Origin of the sequence: Staphylococcus rostri (assembly GCF_002902145.1) — a bacterium.
GTDB lineage: Bacteria > Bacillota > Bacilli > Staphylococcales > Staphylococcaceae > Staphylococcus > Staphylococcus rostri.
Genome location: NZ_PPRF01000013.1, coordinates 34,892 through 59,796 on the forward strand (window position 1 = coordinate 34,892; position 24,905 = coordinate 59,796).

General features: G+C 37.8%; 25 protein-coding genes. 16 read left to right on the forward strand and 9 right to left on the reverse strand.

Annotated features, from left to right (window positions below):
• Window positions 1-233 precede the first annotated feature (233 nt).
• The gene (gene tyrS / locus CD122_RS01550) at window positions 234-1,496 is read left to right on the forward strand and encodes a tyrosine--tRNA ligase (RefSeq protein ID WP_103357266.1); all 1,263 of its coding nucleotides are present in this window, start codon (window positions 234-236) and stop codon (window positions 1,494-1,496) included.
• A 299-nt stretch (window positions 1,497-1,795) separates the two neighbouring features.
• Window positions 1,796-2,149, forward strand: a complete 354-nt coding sequence (locus tag CD122_RS01555) for a hypothetical protein (protein ID WP_206167740.1) — start codon at window positions 1,796-1,798, stop codon at window positions 2,147-2,149.
• Between the two features lie 296 nt (window positions 2,150-2,445).
• Here CD122_RS01555 and CD122_RS01560 read toward each other — a convergent pair whose 3' ends face one another.
• Window positions 2,446-3,708 (reverse strand): S1C family serine protease, encoded by a 1,263-nt coding sequence (locus CD122_RS01560; protein ID WP_373694260.1) that lies wholly within the window; start codon window positions 3,706-3,708, stop codon window positions 2,446-2,448.
• Between the two features lie 151 nt (window positions 3,709-3,859).
• On the opposite strand from CD122_RS01560, the gene CD122_RS01565 reads away from it, so the two are divergent.
• Both CD122_RS01565 and CD122_RS01570 read left to right on the forward strand, forming a co-directional pair.
• Window positions 3,860-4,480, forward strand: coding sequence for a lysophospholipid acyltransferase family protein (locus CD122_RS01565; RefSeq protein ID WP_103357267.1), 621 nt, complete (start codon window positions 3,860-3,862; stop codon window positions 4,478-4,480).
• A gap of 149 nt (window positions 4,481-4,629) precedes the next feature.
• A complete protein-coding gene (locus CD122_RS01570) occupies window positions 4,630-5,754 on the forward strand; it encodes an HAD family hydrolase (protein ID WP_103357268.1) in 1,125 nt (374 codons plus the stop codon).
• A 41-nt stretch (window positions 5,755-5,795) separates the two neighbouring features.
• Here the strand turns inward: CD122_RS01570 and serA are convergent, their stop codons facing one another.
• From serA to CD122_RS01585, 3 genes are all read right to left on the reverse strand, one after another.
• Window positions 5,796-7,412 carry a phosphoglycerate dehydrogenase gene (gene serA / locus CD122_RS01575; protein ID WP_103357269.1) on the reverse strand — a complete coding sequence of 539 codons (1,617 nt, stop codon included), beginning with the start codon at window positions 7,410-7,412 and terminating at the stop codon, window positions 5,796-5,798.
• Window positions 7,402-8,562, reverse strand: a complete 1,161-nt coding sequence (locus tag CD122_RS01580; RefSeq protein ID WP_103357270.1) for a pyridoxal-phosphate-dependent aminotransferase family protein — start codon at window positions 8,560-8,562, stop codon at window positions 7,402-7,404. Before CD122_RS01580 ends, serA begins: the two co-directional genes overlap by 11 nt.
• 174 nt (window positions 8,563-8,736) lie before the next feature.
• Window positions 8,737-9,189, reverse strand: coding sequence for an SACOL1771 family peroxiredoxin (locus CD122_RS01585; RefSeq protein WP_103357271.1), 453 nt, complete (start codon window positions 9,187-9,189; stop codon window positions 8,737-8,739).
• A 78-nt stretch (window positions 9,190-9,267) separates the two neighbouring features.
• Here CD122_RS01585 and CD122_RS01590 point away from each other — a divergent pair, with 78 nt between their 5' ends.
• Window positions 9,268-10,011 carry a glycerophosphodiester phosphodiesterase gene (locus CD122_RS01590; RefSeq protein WP_103357272.1) on the forward strand — a complete coding sequence of 248 codons (744 nt, stop codon included), beginning with the start codon at window positions 9,268-9,270 and terminating at the stop codon, window positions 10,009-10,011.
• Between the two features lie 63 nt (window positions 10,012-10,074).
• On the opposite strand, the gene CD122_RS01595 is transcribed toward CD122_RS01590, so the two are convergent.
• The 3 genes from CD122_RS01595 to CD122_RS01605 all read right to left on the reverse strand — a co-directional run bounded on the left by CD122_RS01595 (window position 10,075) and on the right by CD122_RS01605 (window position 13,054).
• Window positions 10,075-11,028: an ornithine cyclodeaminase family protein gene (locus CD122_RS01595; protein WP_103357273.1), complete on the reverse strand. Its 954-nt coding sequence runs from the start codon at window positions 11,026-11,028 to the stop codon at window positions 10,075-10,077.
• Between the two features lie 735 nt (window positions 11,029-11,763).
• Window positions 11,764-12,366 (reverse strand): 30S ribosomal protein S4, encoded by a 603-nt coding sequence (rpsD, locus tag CD122_RS01600; protein ID WP_103357274.1) that lies wholly within the window; start codon window positions 12,364-12,366, stop codon window positions 11,764-11,766.
• A gap of 229 nt (window positions 12,367-12,595) precedes the next feature.
• The gene (locus tag CD122_RS01605) at window positions 12,596-13,054 is read right to left on the reverse strand and encodes a GAF domain-containing protein (protein ID WP_103357275.1); all 459 of its coding nucleotides are present in this window, start codon (window positions 13,052-13,054) and stop codon (window positions 12,596-12,598) included.
• Window positions 13,055-13,234: 180 nt separating this feature from the next.
• Between CD122_RS01605 and ezrA the strand changes: the two genes are divergently transcribed.
• From ezrA to CD122_RS01655, 10 genes are all read left to right on the forward strand, one after another.
• Entirely contained in the window at window positions 13,235-14,935 is a 1,701-nt protein-coding gene (ezrA, locus tag CD122_RS01610) for a septation ring formation regulator EzrA (RefSeq protein ID WP_103357290.1), read from the forward strand.
• Window positions 14,936-15,086: 151 nt separating this feature from the next.
• The gene (locus CD122_RS01615; protein ID WP_103357276.1) at window positions 15,087-16,223 is read left to right on the forward strand and encodes a cysteine desulfurase family protein; all 1,137 of its coding nucleotides are present in this window, start codon (window positions 15,087-15,089) and stop codon (window positions 16,221-16,223) included.
• Window positions 16,220-17,440, forward strand: a complete 1,221-nt coding sequence (gene thiI / locus CD122_RS01620) for a tRNA uracil 4-sulfurtransferase ThiI (RefSeq protein ID WP_103357277.1) — start codon at window positions 16,220-16,222, stop codon at window positions 17,438-17,440. Before CD122_RS01615 ends, thiI begins: the two co-directional genes overlap by 4 nt.
• Window positions 17,441-17,470: 30 nt before the next feature.
• A complete protein-coding gene (locus CD122_RS01625) occupies window positions 17,471-18,238 on the forward strand; it encodes a TSUP family transporter (protein WP_103357278.1) in 768 nt (255 codons plus the stop codon).
• Window positions 18,239-18,438: 200 nt separating this feature from the next.
• The gene (sppA, locus tag CD122_RS01630; RefSeq protein WP_103357279.1) at window positions 18,439-19,425 is read left to right on the forward strand and encodes a signal peptide peptidase SppA; all 987 of its coding nucleotides are present in this window, start codon (window positions 18,439-18,441) and stop codon (window positions 19,423-19,425) included.
• 9 nt (window positions 19,426-19,434) lie between these two features.
• Window positions 19,435-20,046, forward strand: coding sequence for an RDD family protein (locus CD122_RS01635; protein WP_103357280.1), 612 nt, complete (start codon window positions 19,435-19,437; stop codon window positions 20,044-20,046).
• 12 nt (window positions 20,047-20,058) lie between these two features.
• Window positions 20,059-20,553 (forward strand): thiol peroxidase, encoded by a 495-nt coding sequence (gene tpx / locus CD122_RS01640; RefSeq protein WP_103357281.1) that lies wholly within the window; start codon window positions 20,059-20,061, stop codon window positions 20,551-20,553.
• A gap of 240 nt (window positions 20,554-20,793) precedes the next feature.
• Entirely contained in the window at window positions 20,794-21,732 is a 939-nt protein-coding gene (locus CD122_RS01645; RefSeq protein ID WP_103357282.1) for a class I SAM-dependent methyltransferase, read from the forward strand.
• Window positions 21,733-21,817: 85 nt separating this feature from the next.
• Window positions 21,818-23,014, forward strand: coding sequence for an acetate kinase (locus CD122_RS01650; protein ID WP_103357283.1), 1,197 nt, complete (start codon window positions 21,818-21,820; stop codon window positions 23,012-23,014).
• 178 nt (window positions 23,015-23,192) lie between these two features.
• Window positions 23,193-23,432, forward strand: a complete 240-nt coding sequence (locus CD122_RS01655; RefSeq protein ID WP_103357284.1) for a hypothetical protein — start codon at window positions 23,193-23,195, stop codon at window positions 23,430-23,432.
• An 83-nt stretch (window positions 23,433-23,515) separates the two neighbouring features.
• Here the strand turns inward: CD122_RS01655 and CD122_RS01660 are convergent, their stop codons facing one another.
• On the reverse strand, window positions 23,516-23,722 hold the full coding sequence (locus tag CD122_RS01660; RefSeq protein WP_103357285.1) for a hypothetical protein: 207 nt from the start codon (window positions 23,720-23,722) through the stop codon (window positions 23,516-23,518).
• A gap of 145 nt (window positions 23,723-23,867) precedes the next feature.
• Between CD122_RS01660 and nucI the strand changes: the two genes are divergently transcribed.
• Window positions 23,868-24,377, forward strand: coding sequence for a thermonuclease NucI (gene nucI / locus CD122_RS01665; RefSeq protein ID WP_103357286.1), 510 nt, complete (start codon window positions 23,868-23,870; stop codon window positions 24,375-24,377).
• Between the two features lie 113 nt (window positions 24,378-24,490).
• Here nucI and CD122_RS01670 read toward each other — a convergent pair whose 3' ends face one another.
• Window positions 24,491-24,862 (reverse strand): transcriptional regulator, SarA/Rot family, encoded by a 372-nt coding sequence (locus CD122_RS01670; RefSeq protein WP_103357287.1) that lies wholly within the window; start codon window positions 24,860-24,862, stop codon window positions 24,491-24,493.
• Window positions 24,863-24,905 lie beyond the last annotated feature (43 nt).

Genomic DNA, 24,905 nt, shown 5'->3' on the forward strand with positions numbered 1-24,905 from the left:
GTAATTGAAACAGAGACCAAGTAGCGGTTGTGCATACAGCAACAGAGAGTTAGTGGATGGTGCGAACTAACGTATGACAATAGGTGAATACAGCTCAATAGACGTTTCAACGTTTGGTGATGAACGTATCATTGCAAGAGTATGAAGTATGGTGGTACCGTGCACAAATGTTTGCGCCCTTACGTGATGTAAGTGGTGTTTTTTTATGCTTAAATTTATAGGAGGTAAGGAATATGGCAAATGCATTAATTGAAGAATTGAAGTGGAGAGGTTTAATTTATCAACAAACAGATGAAGCAGCAATTGAAGAATTATTAAATAAAGAAGAAGTTAAAATTTACTGTGGTGCCGATCCAACGGCAGATAGTTTACACATTGGTCACTTATTACCTTATTTAACATTACGCCGTTTTCAAGAAGCCGGTCATCGTCCAATCGTGCTTGTCGGTGGTGGAACAGGTATGATTGGTGACCCATCAGGGAAATCTGAAGAGCGTGTTTTACAAACGGAAGAACAAGTTGAAAAGAACGTATTAGGACTTCAAAATCAAATGCACAAATTATTTGATTTCGATATGGATAATGGCCCAATTCTTGTAAACAACAAAGACTGGTTAGGTCAAATTAGCTTAATTGAGTTTTTACGTGATTACGGTAAACATGTCGGCGTGAACTACATGTTAGGTAAGGATTCTATTCAATCACGTCTTGAACATGGTATTTCATACACAGAATTCACGTACACAATTCTACAAGCAATCGACTTTGGTCATTTGAATCGTGAATTCGGTTGTAAAATGCAAATTGGTGGTTCAGACCAATGGGGTAACATCACAAGTGGTATTGAGTTAATGCGCCGTATGTACGGTACAAATGATGTTTATGGTCTGACAATTCCACTTGTTACGAAAGCAGACGGTAAAAAGTTCGGTAAGTCAGAATCAGGTGCTGTATGGTTAGACGCTGAGAAAACAAGTCCATACGAATTCTATCAGTTCTGGATTAATACAAGTGATGAAGACGTTATTAAGTTCTTAAAATACTTCACATTCTTATCTCAAGAAGAAATTGCAGAATTTGAAGTTTCAGTAGCAGAAGAGCCGCATTTACGTAAAGCACAAAAAGCACTTGCGGAAAATGTAACAGCATTTATTCATGGACAAGAAGCGTTAGAAGAAGCACAACGCATCTCTCAAGCATTGTTCAGCGGAGATTTAAAATCATTATCTTCAAAAGAGATTAAAGCTGGTTTCAAAGATGTGCCACAAGTGACGTTATCAAATGATACAACAAACATTGTGGACGCACTTGTTGAAACGAAAATTTCTTCATCTAAACGTCAAGCACGTGAAGATGTTCAAAATGGTGCGATTTACATTAACGGTGAACGTCAAACAGATTTAGCTTATACATTATCATCAGAAGATAAATACGATGATGCTTTTACAATCATTCGTCGTGGAAAGAAAAAATACTTTATGGTTAATTACCAATAAGGTTAACAGTCATAGGGTGGGGCAGGTAACTCAATTTTTAAAGTTCACTGCCCTCCTATTTCTCAGTAATATTACATTTAGATTTTTAATTAATATTGACTTAAATATAGTAGTTGTATTAGACTAAATTTAGCAGTTGTCAACTAACGCCTCTTAGCAATGCGAAACATAGTTGGCCTTTTTTATTAATAAAGTATGTCATGTAATACCAATTTCTGCACATTGATTGTTTAATTATTGCAAGAAGCACCAAGCTCTCCAAATTATCCTCAAAATTGTGACGAGATTGGAGTGATTTGATGGGACTTTCATACGCACCAGACTATACATGGACTGAGCACTTTGTCAAAAGAGCTTCCGAAAGGTTTGGCGTCGATAGTACCAAAATAGCAAAGTGGGTGGCACATCAAAGTGGCAGTTTGACCCCTTATTCAGAAGAAGTTGAAACGCCAAAACCTGAAATAAAAAAATATGTTTCAGATGATGGAGTTGTCTTTGTTTGTAATACGGTGGAATTTCGATTTGTTACTTGTTATAAAGCACATGATTTGTTAGAAGCAGGTAAAAAGGTCACGATACACGAAAGCAATGTCGATTTGTTTAAAAGTGAGGTCAATAAGTTAGCCCATAAATATAGACTGAAAGACAGTTAAGAAACGTTACTCAGTATAGCTGGGCAAATTGATGAATTTTATAAATTAAGCTATAAAATTATGAATGGTAGACTGACTGAACGCAATTATCAACTGATACAATCTTTAGTTGATGAGTTTCATGTGATTAAGTCTGCAATGCGCGTGATTGAAACCAAACGTGGTGATTTCAAGAGTTATCAAGAATGAAATAATTGTTAAATCTTATTACAGCATCTTTCTGCAAATAACCAAAACAATTTCAAAAGTATAAGTAAAAACCTCGCAACTCATTTTGAGCATACGAGGTTTTATATTTAGGTTGATGAACGCGATTCAACGAGTGAAACATTCACTTTTTGTGACTTACCATCTCGTATAATTGTGAATGTGACCGAATCGCCTGGTTTTTTATTTTTGTAGAGATATGAACGTAAATCTGAATCATTTTCTACATCTTGGTCATCGACTTTTGTGATAATGTCACCACGTTTTAAGTCGATTTGACTGCGTTGTACTTCTGCAACATAGACGCCGCTATCAACTTTAAATTGCTTCTGATATGAGGCGGGAATGTCTGATACGTTTAACATGCCGATGCCGACAGAAGGGCGTTTCACTTCGCCGTTTTTAACAAGTTGTTCAATGACGAGTTTGACTTCGTTACTTGGAATGGCGAATCCGATACCTTCAACTTGTGGGGCAGAAATTTTCATTGAGTTAATACCAACAAGGTTTCCGTTAATATCTACAAGCGCACCGCCTGAGTTACCAGGGTTTATCGCTGCGTCTGTTTGGAGTACCGTTACTTTATTTGAACCGGCTGATGTTTCGGCATCAATTGTACGTTCACTGGCAGAAATAATACCAGAAGTAACAGTATTAGCAAATTCTAAGCCGAGTGGGTTACCCATCGCAAAGACACTGTCACCCGTTTTAACTTTTGATGAATCTGCAAAATCAATGGCTTTAATATCATTGCGGTTTTTGATTTTTAGTACGGCAATATCTGTCAGTGAATCTGTACCTACAAGTTCCGCACTCACTTGTTTGGAGTTATGTAACTGTACTTTGATTGACGAGGCACCTTCAATCACGTGGTTGTTGGTTACGATATACGCTTCATTTTGTGTACGTTGATAAATAACACCTGAGCCAATGCCTGAGGGTTCAGCGCTTGTTGATTTACCACGAAGTAGATCTTCTAAGCTTTCCGCTTTTTGTTCGTTAATGACACCGACAATGGAAGGTGATTTATCTTGAATCATTTCGTTAACGGACTGATAATTTTTCGATTTACCGTCTAATAAATTGCCACCTTTGTCATTTTCTGCAACATTCACATTGGCACCTGATTGCCCGCTTGAATCCGTTAATTTTGAAAAACCACTCACGGCAGCGAATGCGATGAGACCGCCGATTAATCCGGCGACAAGTGCAATAAGAATTGTTCGTAGTACGCCTGATTTTTTAGGGGGTGGTGTTTGATAACTTTGACGATACGCATGTTGTTGTGTCTGATGTGTATGCATCGTATCCGAATTGTTGTCGGACGTCTGATTAAAATCATTCGAGTTCATAAAATACCTCCTTCAAATATATTATGCGTTTTTTACTGAAAATTTTCTAGTCACACGCCATCGGTCTTGAGTTGTAGACAGTGACCGCTTGTTGAAATGAGTGGGAAATGATAGAATCTAAAGAGTTAATTCTAAAAAAGAAGGTGCCAAAATGCTATACAAAGTGATCGGGTCGGTGCTTGATTTTATCGTAGCAAAACGACTTAAAAATTTAGAAGTAATTGGAAAAGAAAATCAACCGAATAACAATGAATATCTTGTTACATGTAACCATGAAAGCTACAACGAAATTGTGTTACTAGGTATCGCATTATTACCAAACCAAATTCATTTCATGGCGAAACAGGAGCTTTTCCAAAACAAGCTTTTCGGGAAGTTTTTAACGGCATTAAATGCGTTCCCGGTAAATCGCGAAAACCCTGGTCCAAGTACATTAAAAATTCCAGTGAAATTATTGAACTCTAACAAAACGGTAGGGATTTTCCCGTCCGGTCATCGTACGACAGAAGAAGTGCCGTTGAAACGTGGTGCTGCAACTATTGCGATGCTTGCGAAAAAGCCAATTTTACCTGCAGCATATGTAGGTCCGACGAAGTTATTAGGTATGTTAACAGGTAAAGCGTATATCAAATTTGGTGAGCCAATTGATACAACAACATTCCCTGAAGGTATGAAGCGTCAAGAAAAAGTTGAATACCTAACACAACAAATTAGTGACCGTACGAAACAATTACAACAAGAATTGAATGATTATGTAAAAACTCAAAAATAATCATGAATGGCGTAGATAAGCTGAAATAGTTGCTTGTTTACGCCTTATGATTTATGGCTGCACATTTTAAAATTATGTGGCAATGTTTGGTGTTCATTAGCGTGCATGCTATAATACTATTATCTGAATATTCGGGAAGAGGGGTAGCCATGACAAAAGCAGTATTATTTGATGTAGATGGTGTATTTTTAGATGAGGCACGCTGTTTTGACGTGTCGGCATTAACAGTTTATGAACTTTTATTCGATGAAGCGTATTTAAATTTAAAAAAGGGAGAGGCGTTAGACGCACTCACTGATTCACAAATTGCAGCGATTCGTGCGGAATTATTTGAGAATGATTTGATTTTACATCGTCTCAAGTCTTTAGGCATTAACTCTAACTGGGATATGTTATTTATCGTTTTTGCTGTCCATTTAATCGCATTACTCGAGCCGCTTTCAGATGACGTCAAAGCTTCATTTTTAGACGAAGTATCATTTACTGAAACATCGTTGGCATCATTGCGTGAACATATTTCTTACAAAGGGATTGATTATGCACTGCCATTGGATTTCTTAAATGGCTTGACAGAGGGTAAAGAACAAATTTATCAAGCGTTAATCGACTATGCAGGACGTGTCTTAAACACTGATCAAACAGCACTATTTGATATTAATAGTCGCTTATGGCAACTCGCACAAGAATTGTTCCAAGAATGGTATCTAGGTACAACGTTATACGAAGAAGTTGAAAAGAAAGCAGCGAAAACAACGTATAAAAAAGGCTATATTTATAATGAAGTCGTACTGGCACCTGTTGAAGGCATTCGCACATTACTTAGCGACCTTAAAGAAGCGGGCTATATGATTGCGATTGCGACAGGTCGTACACGCGTGGAAACGTTAATTCCATTTGAAGCACTAGGTCTATTATCTTATTTCGATGATGACCATATTGTTACGGCGAGTGAAGTGATTGCGGCTGAGAAGCAATATCCTGAGTTGAAGCCACTAGGTAAGCCGAATCCGTTTAGTTATATCGCAACGTATAATGGCAATGATACATCACAATATCAAGATTATGCGACGAATCAAACGAAACGTGTCAATCATAGTGAGGTGACGATTGTAGGTGATTCATTAGCTGACTTGCTAAGTGCACAAAAAATCAATGCGTCATTTATCGGTACTTTAACAGGATTGAAAGGGACTGAAGCGGCTGAAGAATTAAATGCTAAAGGTGCAGATGTTCTTGTGAATAATGTTTTAGAAGTACGCCAACATTTATTATAAGAATAAAAAACAGACATTCGAAAATGTCTGTTTTTTTGTTCTTATTCACTAATAGTGCTAGTAGGGAGTTGATTCAGTGTGACCGGCGTGACGTCTTTAAGGCCCGGTATCGCTAATAATTGCTCTTTCACAACATCATTAATTGGGTGATCGATAGATAAAATCATCATCGCACGTCCGCCAATTTGTTTACGTCCAACATACATTGAAGCGATATTTACGTCATACTCACCTAAGATTTGACCTGTTTTACCAATCATGCCAGGTTGATCGGTATGATGAATAATCAACTGATGATGTTCAGGCTTGAAATCAACAGCGTAATCATTGATACGTACGATGCGAGGACCAAAGCCATTTAAAACGGTTGTACCAATCTTAACGCGGTCTTCTTTGTTAATGAGTTCAACTTCAATGTAGTTGCTAAAGCCTTGCTTATTTTTCGTTTTTTCAATTGTATATGTGACATTTTGTTCATTTAATAACATTAATGCGTTAATTAAGTTTACATGATTGCCCATATCTTGTTGTAACACGCCTTTAGCCAATGTACGTGTCATCAAACTTGTATCATCTAATGCAAGGTCACCACCATATGTGATATTCATTGAACGTGGTGCTTTTGGTAACAGTTGAATACCGATTTCACCTGTAATTTGTGCGAGTTCAACAAATGGTTGTACATCATTGGAAGGGTTGAATATTACTTTTGGCGCATTCACCGCATGTGTGACTTTTTGATGTTTCAAGATGTCGATAATTTCTCCAGCAACTGATAGCGCGACTTTTTCTTGCGCTTCGATTGTTGAGGCACCAAGATGAGGTGTGACCACGATTTTAGGATGTTTCGTAACGGGTGAATCGGTTGCCGGTTCGTTTTCAAAAACATCCAGCGCGGCACCTGCAATTTTTTGAGCATCCAGTGCATCAATTAATGCTTGTTCATCAATAATCCCTCCACGTGCCACATTAATAATTCGCAAATTAGGCTTCGCACGGTTAAAGAAATCAGCATTAATCATACCTCGTGTTTTGTCTGTTAAAGGTGTATGCACAGTGACAAAGTCAGCCGCTTCTGCAATCTCTTCAACGGTTGCACGTGTGAAATGAAGTTCATTCGCTTGTGCTTCTGTTAGATAAGGGTCAAAAGCAAGCACGCGCATACCAAAACTTTGCATACGTTTCGCAACACCAATCCCAATTCTACCAGTACCAATCACCCCTAAAGTTTTTTGATACAGCTCTGTACCACGAAATGATTTGCGATCCCATGTACCATTTGTCAAAGAGGCGTGTGCTTGTGGAATGTTACGCGCCATGCTTAACAACATCGCCACAGAATGTTCGGTCGCTGAAATGGTATTACCATCAGGCGCATTAATGACGATAATCCCTTCTTTTGTTGCTGTATCAATGTCGATATTATCAACGCCAACACCAGCACGTGCGACAACTTTAAGTTTGTCAGCCGCTTGTAATACAGCTGGTGTGACTTGTGTTTGACTGCGCACGATTAGCGCGTCATAGTCTTTAATTGTTTCAACGAGTTCAGCCTCTGATAAGCCAGTTTGATGCACGACTTCAAATGCATCATCGTCATGTAATTGTTGTAAACCATCGTCAGAGATGGGATCTGCTACGAGTACTTTATAATTCATTGTATACAACCTCCATAAAAGCTTTAGTCCCTTTGCCAATATAGTTTTCATTGCGATAGTCCGTTAAAATAATTTCAAGACTGGCGATAAATGGTAACAAGTCAAAAGGAGAAATAAAGCCCATATGACCGACACGCAAAATATGTCCTTTTAGTTTTCCTTGGCCGCCTGCAATTGAAATATTGAAAGTGTTACTTAATTCATTTTTAATATGTTTAACTTCATCAGTATCTTTAGGCACAAATGCTGTAACGGTAGGGGATGCCGAATCGTCTGCCACTAATAAATCAAGGTCTAGTGCTTTAAGCGCATGGCGTACTGCATCTCGAATTGCATAATGGCGTTGAACGACTTGTCCATGTCCTTCTTCATCAACCATCTTCGCATACTGTACGACACCACGAAATGCAGGTACATTTGGTGTGTAAGGTGTTGTGTGTGCTTCGAGTGAGGCGTGATGTTTCGACAAGTTTAAGTAGAAAGACGGACTGTCGATATGCGCAAATCGTTCGCGAGCACGATCATTGTAAGCGACAAAGGCAAGTCCAGGCGGTAACATCATGGCTTTCTGACTACCGGCAACTAAGACATCAATTGCATCACGTGCCATATCGACATCTACTGCACCGATACAGCTGACACCGTCCACCACGAAGTAGATGTTGTCATCATGCGCTTTTAATGCGTGTCCAAGTTCGGCAACAGGATGTAATACAGAAGTAGATGTTTCGCAGTATTGTGTGAAAACAGCCGTAACCGGATGCTCGAGTGACTGAATGAAAGACATGACGTCATCAGTTTTAAAAGCTTGCCCCCATTCTACGTTGAAGACGTGTAAGTTGTGTGCGTATGTTTCGGCAATTTGTTGGAAACGTGCGCCGAATGCTCCTGAAACGATTACAACGATGTGGTCATCTGGATTTACAAGATTACGCATGCTTGCTTCTAAAGCACTTGTACCACTAGAAGTTAAAATAATGACATCGTTTGATGCACCAAAAGTTGTTTTAAGACTTGAGAAAGCTTTTTGTGCGATAGCTTCAAAGTCAGCTGAACGATGGCCGACCATTGGTAAATTCATTGCGTTTTGAATCGCCAATGGCACAGGTGTTGGTCCAGGTGTTAATAATAATGAATGGTGTGTATACATAGATAAGAACCCCCTATGAGTAGATTTTCTAATTTTAACAAATTTTCAGATAAAAGAACAGATACCTTTGCGAATAATTTATTTTTGTTGAGGGTATCATAGTAAAAAAAGGTGGGACTACGGAATCATTTAGAAAAATGAATGCCTGTCCCACTCTCCACGCTAAATATAGATCTACAATTTATCTGTTAGTGTTGGTATTACTTCAATGTCTACGTTTCCACGCAAGCTGTTCGATACCATACAATTTTGATCTGCAACTGTAATGAGGCGTTCAAGACGCTGTTCAAGTTTGGTTACTTGTTCTTGATTTGCCATTGTAATGATAGGGCGGTGCGTAATCTTAACCATACGAAACTTGCCATTATCGAAAGAAGCGGTACCGGCAGATCGCATATCAATTTTAAGTGGTGTTAAGTGTGCGCGTTCAAGTGTTGCTGCGAGCGAGATAGTCATACAACTTGCCGCTGCCGCCACGAGCAGTTCATCAGGATTTGTTCCGACACCTTGACCATTAAGTGCACTGGGAATTGATACTGCATGGTCAAGTACATCGCCGGTTACTTGTCCGACCTCATTTCGTCCACCTTGCCATGTCACAGTTACTGGAAAATCATGTTGAACCATTTTTGATATTCACTCCAATTCATTATGTGTTATGTTAAGTGTAGAGAAACGTCGAGTAAAAAGAAAGGGAGACAGTTTATGAAATTAGTACGACCGAATAAGGCATTTAAAGTCATTGCACATCGTGGCTTGTCAAAGCATAACCCTGAGAATACACAGTTGGCTTATCAAGCAGCTTTGAGTCAGCATATCGATATGTTAGAAATTGATTTACATATGACTAAAGATGGCGCATTAGTTGCGATACATGATGATACGATCGACCGTATATCGAATGGCAAGGGCGCTATTAAAGGTTTGACGTTAGAGGCATTACGTGCATTTAACTTTAGTCGCCAAGCAAACTTTACGGTGGATGCTTCAATAATGACATTTGATGAAATTTTAACGTTATGTAAAAAGTTTTCGAAAACATTATTAATTGAAGTGAAAAAGCCTAAAAATTATCCGAATATTGGTGCACAAATCATTCAAAAGTTGAAACATCATGCTTTCCCAACGAATCGTGTCATTATCCAATCTTTTGATCAGTCATTTATTCAAAAATTAGCAGAAACTGTGCCATACATGCATTACGGTGTGCTCATTAGCAAACGAAAATATTGGTTGAAACAACCGACATTTAGTGAAATAGCGAAATATGCTGACTATGTGAATCCCAACTATCAATTGATTAACAAGAAATTCATTTCACGTGCGCATGCGGAAGGTTTGAAGATTATGCCTTATACAGTCAATGACAGTCAAACGGCTAAAAAATTAATACAAATGGGCGTTGATGGTGTGATTACCGATATACCCGAAGAAATATTTAAATTATAGTATGTGAAAAGTGGTGGAACAGCAGAGAAGATGCCCTGATGTGTTCCACCACTTTATTAATGATTATTCGTTATTTTTCAATTTTTCCCATGCACCTAAAGCAACAGCTAAATCAAAATGTGCCGCACCGACGCATTTAAAAATGGTAATACTGTCATTGTCACGTTGAACTGTGCCTTGGCGTGAGAGTCCTTTTAAATCAGCATCATGTTCCGCAAAAGAGAACAAACCTTTCTCATCTGCTTCAATAAATTCGCCAGCTTCTTCTTTCAAACCTTCTAAATCATCAAAAACAATTTGTGACGCTTTTGGAAAGAGGCGATTATCCATTTCTTTCATTTCTGGACGATAGGAGCCAATTCCATTAATGTGTGTCCCGTTTTGAACATCAGCAGCATCAAAAACAGGTGTTGTAGATTGCGTTTGACAATTGATAATATCTGAACGCTTTACAAGGTCAGATACATCAGATACGACTTCAAAATCAATATCTGGGTGTTTCTCGGCTACTTGTGCAAGAAATTTTTCTGCTTTCTCTGTTGTACGGTTAAATAGTAAAACCTTTTGAATTGGTCGCACTTCTAAATTACCCAAAAGTTGTTCATACGCCATGCCGCCTGTACCAATCATACCGAGTGTTTGTGCATCCGTACGACTCATATATTTTGAAGCAATACCGCTCAGCGCGCCAGTACGTAATCGTGTTAAATAACTACCATCAAGGCTCGCGATATGTTCACCTGTTTCAAGGTCTGTAATAATAATATTCGCTTGTGTTGTAGGTCTATGATGTTGCGGATTGTCTGGTGTGATAGAGGTGATTTTGATAATCCCTTGTTGCTTGCCAAGATGCACACATGGCATGTACAACATTGATTTGGCACCGTCACCAGTTGGAATAACGACACGCGTTGTTTGGCTAATACCATCCATATTTTCAAAAAGATGCTCAATATCTTGTATCGCATCTGACATATGATAGTGTGCCTTTACTTGCGCTTCTGTGAAAACTTTCATCGTAACATCTCCCTTTATAAAACTTTAATACTAGTATAGGTAACATTGCTGACAATGAAAAGTAATTCATGGGGATGTAGGTAGAAGAAGTAAATAATTAACGATGTTGGTTGAAATAAGGCAATGGAACTATAAAAACAAAAATTAGTTAAAGTAAGGGTGGACAAGAGATAGTCAATAAACGATGAAATTCAAGAATCGGGTTATGAGAGAAGCGTTTAGGAGTCGAGCAATGATATTAAGGTTACTGGCAGTAGCTGAGTGATGTCTGACTACGCCCTTTGGCTTGTCACACATCTACTCAGCTTTGCCGGAGCACTACAACGAAATCTTTGTTAAAAAACATTAGATTTCTGTAGTGCTCCCAAAATTAGTTGGAGTGAGGCGCCTTGGCAAGCGAGCAATCAAGAAACGATGGTATTCAAAAAAGAGGTTGTGAGAGAAGCGTTTAGGAATCGAGCAGAACCCGAGCAATGAGCAAAATTGATTCCCAAATTTTGCCGAATTGCGAAGTTCTGTCGAGAGTCCTGCTTCTCGAACACTGACAAAAAAAGCGCACAATCACAAAGGACTGTACGCTAAATGAAGGCAGCTATTTCAACTCAGCTGGAATTACAATATAAAAATAAAACTAGATACTTATAATTATCTTTCCACCACAGAAGCTGAACAACTCATATAAAAAAACCAAGAAAGGGCGCACCCAATCTTGGTTTTGAAAATATAAACGATATCTTAACGTGAGTAGTACTCAACGATTAATTGTTCGTTGATTTCAGCTGGTAATTCGCTACGTTCAGGTAAGCGAACGAATGTACCTTTTAAGCTGTCTGCATCGAAGTCTAAGTAATCAGGAACAAAGTTGCTGATTTCAACAGATTCTGCGATGATTGCAAGTTTTTGTGATTTTTCACGAACTGCAATTTCTTGACCTGGTTTTAAAGTGTATGATGGGATGTCAACACGTTTACCGTCAACTAAGATGTGACCGTGGTTAACTAATTGACGTGCTTGACGACGTGTACGAGCTAAACCTAATGCGTATACTACAGCGTCTAAACGGCTTGCAAGTAATACCATGAAGTTTTCACCGTGTACACCACCTTGTTTACCAGCAGTGTTGAAAGTGTTACGGAATTGACGTTCAGTCATACCATATAAGTAACGTAATTTTTGTTTTTCACGTAATTGTAAACCATACTCTGATAATTTTTTACGTTGTGTAGGACCGTGTTGTCCTGGTGCATAAGGGCGTTTATCTAATTCTTTACCAGTACCTGATAATGAAATACCTAAACGACGAGATTTTTTCCAGCTAGAACCTCTGAATCGAGCCATAATTGACTCCTCCTTTTTCTTTTTTGTAGTTATGAAAAAACAAAAAAGAGTGTTAAATGCTCAATAGGATATGGTGTTTTGTGTGTCCTCGCCTCATAGCTACGGTTACACGGCACGCCCGCTTCGGGAACACTATAGCGCCTATCAATATTTAACTGCTATTTTCGTTTATTCACACAAAGTTCATTGTATCATGTTACTTTCATTTGTCAATGCTTAGTCCCATTTTTTAAACGTGTTTTTCTAAAACCTCAACAAATGCGGCTAATCCCTCTTGATCGTCTTGTGAGAAACGATTTGTAATAGGGGCATCGATATCCAACACACCAATAACATTGCCATCTTTATGAATTGGAAGGACGATCTCAGATTGGCTTGCGGCATCACATGCGATATGACCAGGGAATGCATTAACATCTGCGACACGTTGGATTTTATCTTCTTGCACAGCTGTGCCACATACACCGCTGCCAACTTGAATGTGAACGCATGCTGGTTTACCTTGGAAAGGCCCAAGAATTAACGCGCCGTCTTTCATCAGATAGAAGCCCACCCAGTTAATTTGATCTAAGTTTTCATTTAATAAAGCAGAAGCGTTACTTAAATTTGCGATGAGATCTGTTTCGCCATCTAGTAATGCATCAAGCTGTCGTGCTAATAAGGAATAGTCTGTCTGTTTAATCGTCATCTACTTCACTCACTTTTACTGAATTTTAAAGTTATTATAGCCTCTCTCCATTTTGAGCGCAATATTTCAAGACTGTCGTATAAATATATGAGGAAGTACTGAATTTTTTAAGATTTCGATTTAATGCGATGATAAATTACGTTATAATGGTTTTATGTATTTAGGAGGAGAAGAATGAACATGTTATTGTATATCATACTAGCGGTTATTATTATCATTTTAATTGGCATTGGTATCTTGTTCTATATGCGTTCTAATAAGCGAACAATCATTCAAGAAGCTGAAGCGCGTAGAGAAAAGCTTAACAAGTTGTCGTATGACGAAAGTTTAGAAAAGCTTAAGCAACTTCATTTGTCTGGTGAGACGAAGCAACGATATGAGTCATTGCGTAATGAATGGACGCAAGCGACAAATGATTATTTAGCGCCAGTCGATGAAAAAATTCATGAAGCTGAAGTGACGCTTGATAAGTTTAAATTCTCGCAAGCACAAGTTGAGATTGATGATGCACATGGCTTAATGGACGAATATGAAGCGAAATATCAGACGTTAACGGAACAAGCTGATGAAGTGTGCAATCTTCATCAAGAAAGTGACAAGATTTATGAAGAAACAAAAGCAAGTCATCGTAAAATGAAACGTGATGTTTTAGCGAATCGTCATCAATTTGGTGAGGCAGCAGCACCGCTTGAACAAGAAATTGAAGCATTTGAACCTGAAATCGAACGTTATCAAGCATTAAAAGATGCGGGCGACTATCAAGAGGCACATACGCATATTAAAGGTTTAAATGATGACATCACGTTTTTACAACAAGATATGAAGGAAATTCCAGACTTAATTCGTGAAGCGCAAAAAGAATTACCTGGACAGTTCCAAGACTTAAAATATGGTGTACGCGACTTGAAAGTGGAAGGTTACGACTTAGACCATGTCAAAGTGGATAGTACCTTACAAAGCTTGAAAACAGAATTGAGTTTTGTTGAACCAATGATCAGCAAGTTAGAACTTGATTCAGCCAATCAAAAATTGGAAGAAATCAATAATCAACTTGACGTGATGTACGATTTAATTGAGCATGAAGTCAAATCTAAAAATGCGGTTGAAGAATCTAAAGAACGTATTACAGATGAGTTGTTCCATGCTAAAGATATGAACTACACACTCCAAACAGAAATTGAATATGTGCGTGAAAACTACTACATCAATGAGAGTGATGTTCAGAACGTACGCCAGTTTGAAAACGAAATTCAAAACTTAATTGCTGTATATGATGAGATTTTATCGGAAATGTCAAAATCAGCAGTACGTTATAGCGAAGTACAAGATAACTTGAAATACATTGAAGATCACGTAGCAGTCATCAATGAAAAACAAGAAAAATTACAAAATCATCTCATCTCATTACGAGAAGATGAAGCAGAGGCGGAAGAACATATTTTACGTGTTCAAAGTAAGAAAGAAGAAATTTATCGTCGCTTGCTTGCATCTAACTTAACAAGTGTGCCAGAACGCTTTATCATTTTGAAAAATGAGATTGATTATGAAGTGCGTGACGTGAACAAACGTTTCAGCGAGCGTCCAATCAATGTACAACAATTGAAAGATAAGGTTAACAAAGTGGTACTTCAAATGAATAAATTTGAAGATGAAGCGAACGACGTATTAATTAATGCCGTGTATGCTGAAAAATTAATTCAATATGGTAACAGATATCGTAAAGATAACCATGAATTAGATAAGAGCTTAAATGAAGCAGAACGCTTATTCAAAAATAATCGTTATAAGCGCTCAAGTGAGATTTCAGAACAAGCACTTGAACGTGTAGAGCCGGGAATCAGTCAACATATTGAGCGTGAAGTAATGGCGCAACAGTCATAAATCAAAGATAACCATGATGTGTAATTGAGCATCGTGGTTATTTTTTAATATCTGAAAAAGTGACATGTGTATTTTGAAATTTTTAGCTATTCATTTTAATCATAGTTATAGTACAATGTAGTAATGATTAATGAATGAAGGAGTCCTAGCGATGTTATATTTTGATAATGCGGCAACGACACAGCCTGATGCTTCTGTGTTAGACAGTTATGTGAAGGTGAATCAGCAGTTTTATTTTAATCCGAATAGTCCACATGACAAAGGTGTGGAAGCGGGGCGTTTGCTACAACAAGCACGTACACAAATTAAAACGACGCTACAGCTGCAAGATGAAACTGTGATTTTCACAAGTGGTGCAACAGAATCTAATAATATGGCGCTAAAAGGTGCGGCGTATCAAAAGAAACATTTTGGTCGTACGTTGATTACGTCTGTGTTAGAGCATCCATCTGTTCTAGAAGTGATGCGTGCATTGGAAACAGAGGGCTTTACATTGAAATATGTGAATGTAACGAAAGAAGGACGTATTGATTTAGAACACTTAAAGTCATTGATGTCTTCAGATGTGATATTGCTGACATGTATGCAAGTCAATAATATTATGGGGCAAGTGCAACCGATTGCTGAAATTGTAGACATATTGAAAGACTATCCGAAAGTACATTTTCACGTAGATGCTGTGCAAGCGATGGGCAAGTTTCCATTGGTTACAAACGGTGTAGATAGCATTGCGCTTAGTGGTCATAAATTTAATGGCTTGAAAGGGCAAGGCGTACTGATTTTGAAAAACATGCACAACATTCAACCGATTATTCATGGTGGTGGTCAGGAATTTGCATTGCGCAGTGGTACCGTGAATGTGCCGATGGATGTTGCTTGTGCAAAAGCCATTCGTTTAGCGGAAGATCATCGTCAAGCCATGATGCGCGAATTGGCAGAGGTGAACCGTCAAATCAGAGCGTTTGTTGCACAACATCCGGGCGTCTATATTAATTCACCTGATGATGCCTCACCGCATATTTTAAACATTGCTTTTCCAGGCGTACGTGGTGAAGTGCTCGTCAATGCATTTTCAAAATTAGGTGTGATGATTTCAACAACAAGTGCCTGTTCATCTAAGCATGCCAAAGTCAATGAAGTACTGCAGGCAATGGGCATTTCAACATCTCGCATTTTAGGAAGTATCCGTTTATCCTTCGATTACAATACAAAACAAACAGATGTCAAAGCATTTCAACAAGCATTTGACACAGTCTATGAAGAAGTTAAGGAGCTGCTAGAACAATGATATATGATCATATTCTCGTAAGATATGGAGAACTTACATTAAAAGGTGGAAACCGTAAAGTATTCGTCAACCAATTACGTTCAAACGTAAAACGTGCGTTAATGCCATTACAAGGCTATGAAGTGAAAGCAAATCGTGACCGTATGTATATCAAGCTAGAACCACAAGCAGATGTTGAAGAAATGATGTCACGAATTTCAAAAGTGTTCGGTGTCCATTCGATTAGTCCGGTACTCAAAATTGACAAAACAATGGAAGCAGTCTATGAACACGCTGATCAGTTCGCTCAAAACTATGCTGAAGGCGAGAGCTTCAAAGTAGAAGTAAAGCGTAGCGACAAGCAATTTGAATATGAAACTTTCGCAATTCAACGCATGGTTGGTGGCGAAGTATTGAAAAACGTACCAGGCTTACACGTTGATGTACGTAACCCAAACCATCAAATTATGGTAGAAGTCCGCTTAGATGCGATTTACATGTACGATCGCAATATCCAAGCAATCGGCGGTTTACCAGTTGGTACAGGTGGCAAAACATTATTAATGCTATCAGGTGGTATTGATTCGCCAGTCGCAGGTATGGAAGTGATGCGTCGCGGTGTAACAATTGAAGCGATTCATTTCCACAGTCCACCATTTACAAGTGAAAAAGCCAAACAGAAAGTCATTGAATTGACGCGTATTATGGCGGAACGTGTAGGGAATATCAAGTTGCATATCGTGCCGTTTACTGAAGTTCAAAAACAAATCCATAAGGTCGTTCATGAGCGTTACACAATGACATCAACACGTCGTATGATGTTACGCATTGCTGATAAAGTGGCACATCAAATCGAAGCAGATGCGATTGTGAATGGTGAAAACCTCGGTCAAGTTGCCAGCCAAACTTTAAAGAGTATGTATGCGATTAATGCCGTAACATCAACACCTATTTTACGTCCATTATTGTCGCTCGATAAGGAAGAGATTGTCGCAAAGGCAAAAGCGATTGGTACGTTCGAAACATCGATTCAACCGTATGAAGATTGTTGTACAATTTTCACACCAAAACATCCGGTGACAGAACCACAATACGACAAAGTCTTAAAATATGAATCTGGATTTGATTTTGAAGATATGTTGAACGATGCCGTTGCAAATATTGAAACACTCGTGATAGATAAGAATTACCAAGTACAACAAGAAGCTGAAACAACTTGGGGAGACGACTTATTCTAAAATAGATAACCAATAAAAGGGGATGGTTACATGTTGATGGAATGGGATTGGACAATAATCCTTGTTATTATTGCGTTTGGTTTTTTAGCAGCTTTTATTGATGCGGTTGTTGGTGGTGGCGGTTTAATTTCGATTCCGGCATTGCTCGCAATCGGCTTGCCACCTGCCACGGCGCTCGGAACAAATAAACTTGCGAGCGCATTCGGTTCGTTAACAAGTGCGCTTCGTTATTTACGTTCTGGCAAAGTCGATTTGAAAATCGTCGCCAAACTATTTCCGTTGTCATTTGTCGCGTCCATATGCGGTGCGATATTAGCCGTCTATTTACCGGCAGAATTACTGAAACCTTTAGTCATTGTCATTCTAACGTGCGTATTGATTTATACAGTGATGAAAAAAGATTGGGGTAGCATTCGTACATATCAAAGACTATCACTAACTAAGTTGATTTTATTCGTTGGTGTTATCGTGCTTATCGGCTTTTATGACGGATTTTTAGGTGGCGGCACAGGATCATTTTTAATGTTTGCCTTTTTAATCATTGGTTTTGACTTTTTAAGTGCAGCAGGCAATGCTAAAGTGTTAAACTTTGCCTTTAACTTTGGGGCATTATTGTTATTTATCTACCTTGGTCATGTAAACTTTGTTATTGGTTTAAGTATGGCGGCGAGCATGATTGTCGGCTCGTATGTTGGCGCATGGTTTGCACTCAAATATGGCGTCGGATATGTCAAAGTGCTGTTTGTCGTCGTCACATCGATTTTAATTGTTAAAAACTTTATAGATTATTTTTTTTAGTAACTATTGAAAAGGTCTCTCATCATAATTTGAGAGATTTTTTTATTTGGCAAAAAACATGAGGTTGGGACACCGTTTATCGGTTTCCCAGTGCTTAAATATATTGTGTCCCAGCCCCAAGTTAATATGATATGAATAGTACAAATTGAAAAAGGTTTGTTATGATAAAAGAAATTAATTTTAAAGGAGTGGGTAGAAATATGTCAAAACGTATTGTTGCAATCATACTTGCGTCAGTCATTGTGCTAAGTGGCATTTTAATGAGCGCAGTCACAACGGTTGCTTCATCATTTTTTGAAAAGAACATCTCGATGATGGATGATGCGCAGAGTGTGGTTGTTAAAGAAGGCAACAGTGCAAAACAAATTGCAGAAGTCTCTGTAAAAGGGGAAATCATTGATGTGGGTACGGGAGGTTTATTTGGAGCGGATGGATATAATCATCAAGCAGCACTTAAACAATTGGATACTATTAAACGAGACGACACAATTAAAGGTGTCATGTTAACGGTTAATAGTCCAGGTGGTAGTACCTATGCCAGTGATGAACTGTATCAAAAGTTAAAAGAAGTAAAAGATGCGGGTAAAAAAGTTTACGTTCAAATGGAAACGATGGCAGCATCTGGTGGTTACTATATTTCTGCACCAGCCGATAAAATCTATGCAGGGCCGCAAACAATCACAGGCTCAATCGGTGTGATTTCAGAGTCCATTGATTATTCTGAATTACTGGGCAACTTAGGTGTTAAAACGAATACGATTAAATCAGGTGAACACAAAGATATTATGAGCCCTTCAAAAGAAATGACACCAGAAGAACGCGAGATTTTACAATCGATTAATAAAGATAGTTACGACCAATTTATTAATGTGATTGTGAAAGGCCGTCATATGTCAGAATCTAAAGTACGTCAACTTGCTGATGGCCGTATTTACAGTGCACAACAAGCGAAAAATAACGGCTTGGTTGATGAGATTGGCTATAAAGATGCAGCAATTAAAGACTTGAAAAAGGCTATAAATGCTAAAGATGCGCAGGTAATTAGTTTTGACGAATCAGAAGCCGGGTTGAGTTCATTATTCGGTTTAAAAAGTTTCTTCAATGGCATTCGTGCAGATGTAGAACAAGTCAAATCTATTTTGCATAACGATTCTCAAACAAGACCGATGTATAAATACGAAGGGTAGGTGTTTTGAATGACTGAAATGCATAACATGACAAACGCCAATCCAACCGGTCAACGACAACACAGGGCAACATCTGTAACGACGCCTTTATCTATGAGTCAATATGAGTTGGATGCCTTTTTATATGCAGGCTTTGGTCGTCGTTTCTTTAGTTACGTCATTGACATTATTATTTTATGGGCGATTACACAACTTATTTTGACGCCAATCTTTGCATTGACAGGTATGGATGAATGGCAATTATGGATTTCCTATTTTAATGTTGCCAATGTATTAAAAGCATTACTGTATTTTGCTTATTTTGTGTTAATGACACGCTATTTCCAACAAACCTTAGGAAAAATGATTTTAGGAATTAAAGTATACACAGATGAGATTACAGCTTTATCATGGTCTGATGTGTTAATGCGAGAATGGATCGGTCGCATTATTTCGAATGTGATGATGGGCTTACCATATTTAGCAGTTATTTTCACACCGAAACATATAGGCGTGCATGATTATTTTGCGGATACGGTGGTCGTAAAACAAAAGTATCTCAAACATATTCAAGCTTCTAAAAATCAAATGCGTGCGAATGACACACAAAATCGTTATAATAGTGAGGAATTGTATCAATAAGGAGGAAAACAATTGACACAAATTACATTTAAACAAACACCCGTAAATTTATTAGGTGACGAAGTGAAAGTCAACGATCAAGCACCTGATTTCACAGTAGTAGATCAAGGATTAAACCCTGTAACTTTAGCTGATTATGCAGGTAAAAAGAAATTGATCAGTGTTGTACCATCGATTGATACAGGCGTATGTGATCAACAAACACGTCAATTTAACGAAGCAGCAAATGACGAAGATGGTTACGTTTTAACAATTTCAGCAGACTTACCATTTGCACAAAAAAGATGGTGTGCAAGCAATGGTTTAGATAATGTCATTACATTAAGTGACTACCAAACACATTCATTTGCGAAAAACTATGGTGTGTTAATGGAAGGGTTAATGCTATTAGCAAGAGCGGTATTCGTATTAGATGAAAATAACAAAGTTGTCTATAAAGAAATCGTCCCAGAAGGCACTGATTTCCCTAATTTTGATGCGGCATTAGAAGCGTATCGCAATATTTAATTGAATGTATAAGAGCGTTAGAGACGTATTAAGAAGTTGTCGAACTATATGATATTAACGTCTTGAAAGCTGTGATAAGGTTGAGGCAATGCGATTGTTGTGCTTGTCTCAGCCTTCTTTTTTTATTATGCTAGAAATATGGCGTGTCATCACGCTGATTGATAGAAGCTGTATACATGAGATTTTCTAGCATTATTGTTAAGATAAAAATATAGATTAGAATTTGAAAGGGCGTAACTTATGACACAATCACCGTCAATCATGGAGCAATTGTTTCAAAAACTCGATGAAAAGACTAAATCATTAAATGAAGAAAATGGGCAAAGTTTTATTGAAAATTTAGGATTAGCTATGGAATATTTTTATACAACAGAGCGATCATTGTTGGAACAAGCATCATTCCAAGACAGACGTAAAGCATTTCAATTTGCCTATTTAAGTCAATTACAACAAGAAGAAGTGCAAGCGAACCATCAAATCACACCAGATAGTATTGGGCTTGTTGTTGGGTTCTTAATGTCCCAATTTGAACCAGACGCATCAGCCATGCATATTGCTGATTTGGGAAGTGGGTCAGGTCATCTGAGTGCGACAATTCATGATGTACTAAAAGATGTGACGATGATGCACCATCTAGTAGAAGTTGATCCTGTATTATCACGTGTAAGTATCCACTTGGCAAACTTCTTGGAAATACCGTTTGATGTCTATCCGCAAGACGCAATCATGCCATTACCATTTGAGGATGCAGATGTGGTCGTGGGTGACTTACCAATCGGTTATTATCCAGTAGATGAACGTAGTCATGATATGCAATTAGGTTTTGATGAAGGACATAGCTATGCGCATTATTTAATGATTGAACAAGCGATTGCAGCATTAAAGCCATCTGGTTACGCATTTTTAGTCGTACCAACTCAACTTTTTGAAGGCGAACATGTGAAACAGTTGGAAAATTTCATTGCTACAGAAACAGAGATGCAAGCATTTTTAAACTTACCTGCGAACTTATTCAAAAATAAAAATGCACAAAAATCAATTCTTGTGCTACAACGTAAAGAGCAAGGTAAAACTAAGCCTGTCGAGGTTTTTCTAGCCAATATCCCTGATTTTAAGAGCCCACAATTATTCCAAAACTTCTTAGCGGAATTACAAACATGGCGTTCTGAAAATCATTAAAAATAACCTGTAATACGCTTGAATTAGAACTGTATTAATGGTTAAATAGATGTGGATAAATTTAAATATACTGGAGGACGTTCCTATGTCAAAGTTAATTTTGGCGATTAATGCTGGTAGTTCATCTTTAAAATTCCAATTAATCGAAATGCCGGAAGAAAAATTAGTAACTAAAGGTTTAATCGAACGTATTGGATTGAACGATTCAATTTTTACAATTGAAGTTGATGGTGAAAAAATTAAAGAAGTTAGTGATATTCATAACCATGACGAAGCGGTTAACATTATGTTAGACAGCTTCCAAAAACATGGTGTTATCAACGATATTAACGATATCGATGGTACTGGACACCGCGTTGTACATGGTGGCGAAACTTTCCCAGAGTCAGCTTTAGTAACTGATCAAGTGGTAAGTGATATTGAAAAATTAGCGGACTTAGCGCCGTTACACAACCCAGCGAACTTAATGGGTATTAACGCATTCAGAAAACTATTACCAAATATCCCACACGTTGCGGTATTTGATACTTCATTCCACCAAACTATGCCAGAATCTGCATACCTTTATAGCTTACCTTACGACTACTATAAAGATTATGGTATCCGTAAATACGGTTTCCACGGCACAAGCCACAAATACGTGTCACAACGTGCTGCAGAAATCCTTGGCAAACCAATTGAAGAATTACGCATGATTTCATGCCATATCGGTAATGGTGCGTCAATTACAGCTGTTGATGGTGGCGAATCAATTGATACGTCAATGGGCTTCACACCATTAGCGGGTGTAACAATGGGAACACGTTCAGGTAACGTTGACCCAGCTTTAATTCCATTCATTATGGAAAAAACTGGTAAAACAGCTGAAGAAGTAATCAATGTATTAAACAAAGAGTCTGGTTTATTAGGTATTACTGGTCAATCATCAGACTTACGTGACATTGAACAAGCTGCAAACGAAGGCGACGAGCGCGCTGAACTTGCATTAGAAATCTTTGCATCACGCATTCATAAATATATGGGTACGTATGCATCACGTATGCACGGTGTAGATGTTATCATCTTCACTGCAGGTGTTGGTGAAAACTCTGACGTAATTCGTGCACGTGTATTAGAAGGATTAGAATTTATGGGCGTTTATTGGGATCCACGTAAGAACGAAGGCTTACGCGGTAAAGAAGCAGAATTAAACTACCCACATTCACCTGTAAAAGTACTTGTAATTCCAACAAACGAAGAAGTTATGATCGCACGTGACGTTGTAACTTTCGGTAACTTATAAGATTGATGAAAACCCAAGTCGTTAACAATTTTTAGGATTGTTAGCGACTTTTTCTATTGTTGGAATGTATGATTAGATGTGGTAGGATTTCGGCTGTCATAAGTGATGCAGTGAGGGATAAAGAGTTTGACTGGAATCATATTTGTCCCAAACAATTCATTTTGAAGGAGATATTAAAATGTACAAATCATATTGGTTAAGCTTATTTAATTTCAAAGGTGTTTCAAAAGTATCTGATTTGATTATTTGTTTGATGATTAATATTGTCATTCTCGCTCTAATCAATTTAGTTGACATAATTGTACCTGTTTCAATAGAAAATGTGATTGTTGTAATTTATTATATCGTGTTATTTGCGATGATATTACCAACAGTTGCCCTGTTGTTTAGAGTTTGGAACGGCTATAAAATACGTTAGTTAATAGATAAATAAGAACAGGACAACGGATTCCGAAAAGAGACCAGTTGTCCTGTTAGTTTAATGTAAGTTGAAGTTTTTACCTAGTGATTATGAGAATCTGATTTGTCGTTTTTGTTGCTTTTACTGCGTACCCATTGAAGAATAAAGCCACATAAAATACCGAGTAATACACCTATAAATGCACCGGCAATTAGTGGAAGGTTAAATGAGTATTGCAATACAAGGCTTAGGACAACCGCGAAGATGATAATCAATAGGGAAAGGTAGTTGTCTTTTAGTGTTTTCATGTATTTCACTCCTATTTTTCTATTATAGCATCTCTCTGTAAAAGATAAATCATCGAGTCGAGAATCAGACATAATCTTTTTTTGCTTGACCGACTGTATTAAATTTACTATGATAAGTCAGAACGCAATGAATAAAGGTGATGACATGGATAAAAAATTGCCAATTGGTGTAGTAATTATTGTAGCGATTATAGTGCTCGGTTTTCAATACATGAATCAATCGGGACCATTTTCGGCCGGCAATACAGACAAATCAGAAGATACATATACGGTTAAACGCGTCATTGATGGTGACACAATTATTGTCAGTAAACCAGGAGAAGAAAATCAACGTGTGCGTCTGATTGGTGTGGATACACCGGAGACGGTAAAGCCGAATACGCCAGTTCAACCTTATGGTAAAGCGGCATCGGACTATACGAAAAAGCATCTTACAGGTCAGCAAGTAAGATTAGAATATGATCGTGAAAAGAATGATAGATACGGCAGGACGCTGGCTTATGTTTGGCTGGGTGATGATATGTTTAACGTGATGTTAGCAAAAGAAGGATTAGCGCGTGCTAAATTTTATCCACCTAATGATAAATACCGTATTCTAATTGAACAAGCACAAAAAGAAGCGCAGAAAAAGCAATTAAATATTTGGGAACGCTAAAAAAGTCTTTGTACGACATGGAATATGTTGTACAAAGACTTTTTATCATGTAAGGATAAAGAAAATGCAGATACACACTATTCAATGATGTACCTGCTGACGTGATAGTTGATTTATTTGCTTTCAGAAAGAATTGATTTTTGAATTTGGTCAAAGTTCTTTAAAATTTCATCCATTTTACTGTATTGTTCATCTGTAAATGTAATATAAACCTTGCGCTCATCTTCAGTAGAACGTTCTTTACCGATGATTCCCATTTCTGTAAGAGCTGTCAGAGATTTATGTACTTCCATTAAGCTAAAGTCGATAGATTGCTTCACTTTATGAAGTGAAATACGTTGACTATCAGCGGATTTTAGATGGTAGAGAAACAAAATATCATTAAGTTTAAGACCATATTGCTTTTTAATTTCACTTATAATTTTTTTTCGATAAGATTCATAGAAAAAAATCTGTTCAGAATCCATAGTGTAACCGTTTTTCATATTTCCACTCCTTATACACACAATATGCACTATACATCATATT

Coding starts and splice junctions, on each gene's coding strand:
- CD122_RS01605 (WP_103357275.1), bottom strand. CDS start 13,054: ATGACGATTAAACAGACAGACTATTCCTTATTAGCACGACAGCTTGAT.
- rpsD (WP_103357274.1), bottom strand. CDS start 12,366: ATGGCTCGATTCAGAGGTTCTAGCTGGAAAAAATCTCGTCGTTTAGGT.
- CD122_RS01560 (WP_373694260.1), bottom strand. CDS start 3,708: ATGAACTCGAATGATTTTAATCAGACGTCCGACAACAATTCGGATACG.
- CD122_RS01580 (WP_103357270.1), bottom strand. CDS start 8,562: ATGTATACACACCATTCATTATTATTAACACCTGGACCAACACCTGTG.
- CD122_RS01660 (WP_103357285.1), bottom strand. CDS start 23,722: ATGAAAACACTAAAAGACAACTACCTTTCCCTATTGATTATCATCTTC.
- CD122_RS01615 (WP_103357276.1), top strand. CDS start 15,087: ATGTTATATTTTGATAATGCGGCAACGACACAGCCTGATGCTTCTGTG.
- CD122_RS01670 (WP_103357287.1), bottom strand. CDS start 24,862: ATGAAAAACGGTTACACTATGGATTCTGAACAGATTTTTTTCTATGAA.
- CD122_RS01655 (WP_103357284.1), top strand. CDS start 23,193: ATGTACAAATCATATTGGTTAAGCTTATTTAATTTCAAAGGTGTTTCA.
- CD122_RS01585 (WP_103357271.1), bottom strand. CDS start 9,189: ATGGTTCAACATGATTTTCCAGTAACTGTGACATGGCAAGGTGGACGA.
- ezrA (WP_103357290.1), top strand. CDS start 13,235: ATGTTATTGTATATCATACTAGCGGTTATTATTATCATTTTAATTGGC.
- CD122_RS01555 (WP_206167740.1), top strand. CDS start 1,796: ATGGGACTTTCATACGCACCAGACTATACATGGACTGAGCACTTTGTC.
- tyrS (WP_103357266.1), top strand. CDS start 234: ATGGCAAATGCATTAATTGAAGAATTGAAGTGGAGAGGTTTAATTTAT.
- thiI (WP_103357277.1), top strand. CDS start 16,220: ATGATATATGATCATATTCTCGTAAGATATGGAGAACTTACATTAAAA.
- CD122_RS01565 (WP_103357267.1), top strand. CDS start 3,860: ATGCTATACAAAGTGATCGGGTCGGTGCTTGATTTTATCGTAGCAAAA.
- CD122_RS01635 (WP_103357280.1), top strand. CDS start 19,435: ATGACTGAAATGCATAACATGACAAACGCCAATCCAACCGGTCAACGA.
- serA (WP_103357269.1), bottom strand. CDS start 7,412: ATGAATTATAAAGTACTCGTAGCAGATCCCATCTCTGACGATGGTTTA.
- nucI (WP_103357286.1), top strand. CDS start 23,868: ATGGATAAAAAATTGCCAATTGGTGTAGTAATTATTGTAGCGATTATA.
- sppA (WP_103357279.1), top strand. CDS start 18,439: ATGTCAAAACGTATTGTTGCAATCATACTTGCGTCAGTCATTGTGCTA.
- CD122_RS01625 (WP_103357278.1), top strand. CDS start 17,471: ATGTTGATGGAATGGGATTGGACAATAATCCTTGTTATTATTGCGTTT.
- CD122_RS01650 (WP_103357283.1), top strand. CDS start 21,818: ATGTCAAAGTTAATTTTGGCGATTAATGCTGGTAGTTCATCTTTAAAA.
- CD122_RS01570 (WP_103357268.1), top strand. CDS start 4,630: ATGACAAAAGCAGTATTATTTGATGTAGATGGTGTATTTTTAGATGAG.
- CD122_RS01590 (WP_103357272.1), top strand. CDS start 9,268: ATGAAATTAGTACGACCGAATAAGGCATTTAAAGTCATTGCACATCGT.
- CD122_RS01645 (WP_103357282.1), top strand. CDS start 20,794: ATGACACAATCACCGTCAATCATGGAGCAATTGTTTCAAAAACTCGAT.
- CD122_RS01595 (WP_103357273.1), bottom strand. CDS start 11,028: ATGAAAGTTTTCACAGAAGCGCAAGTAAAGGCACACTATCATATGTCA.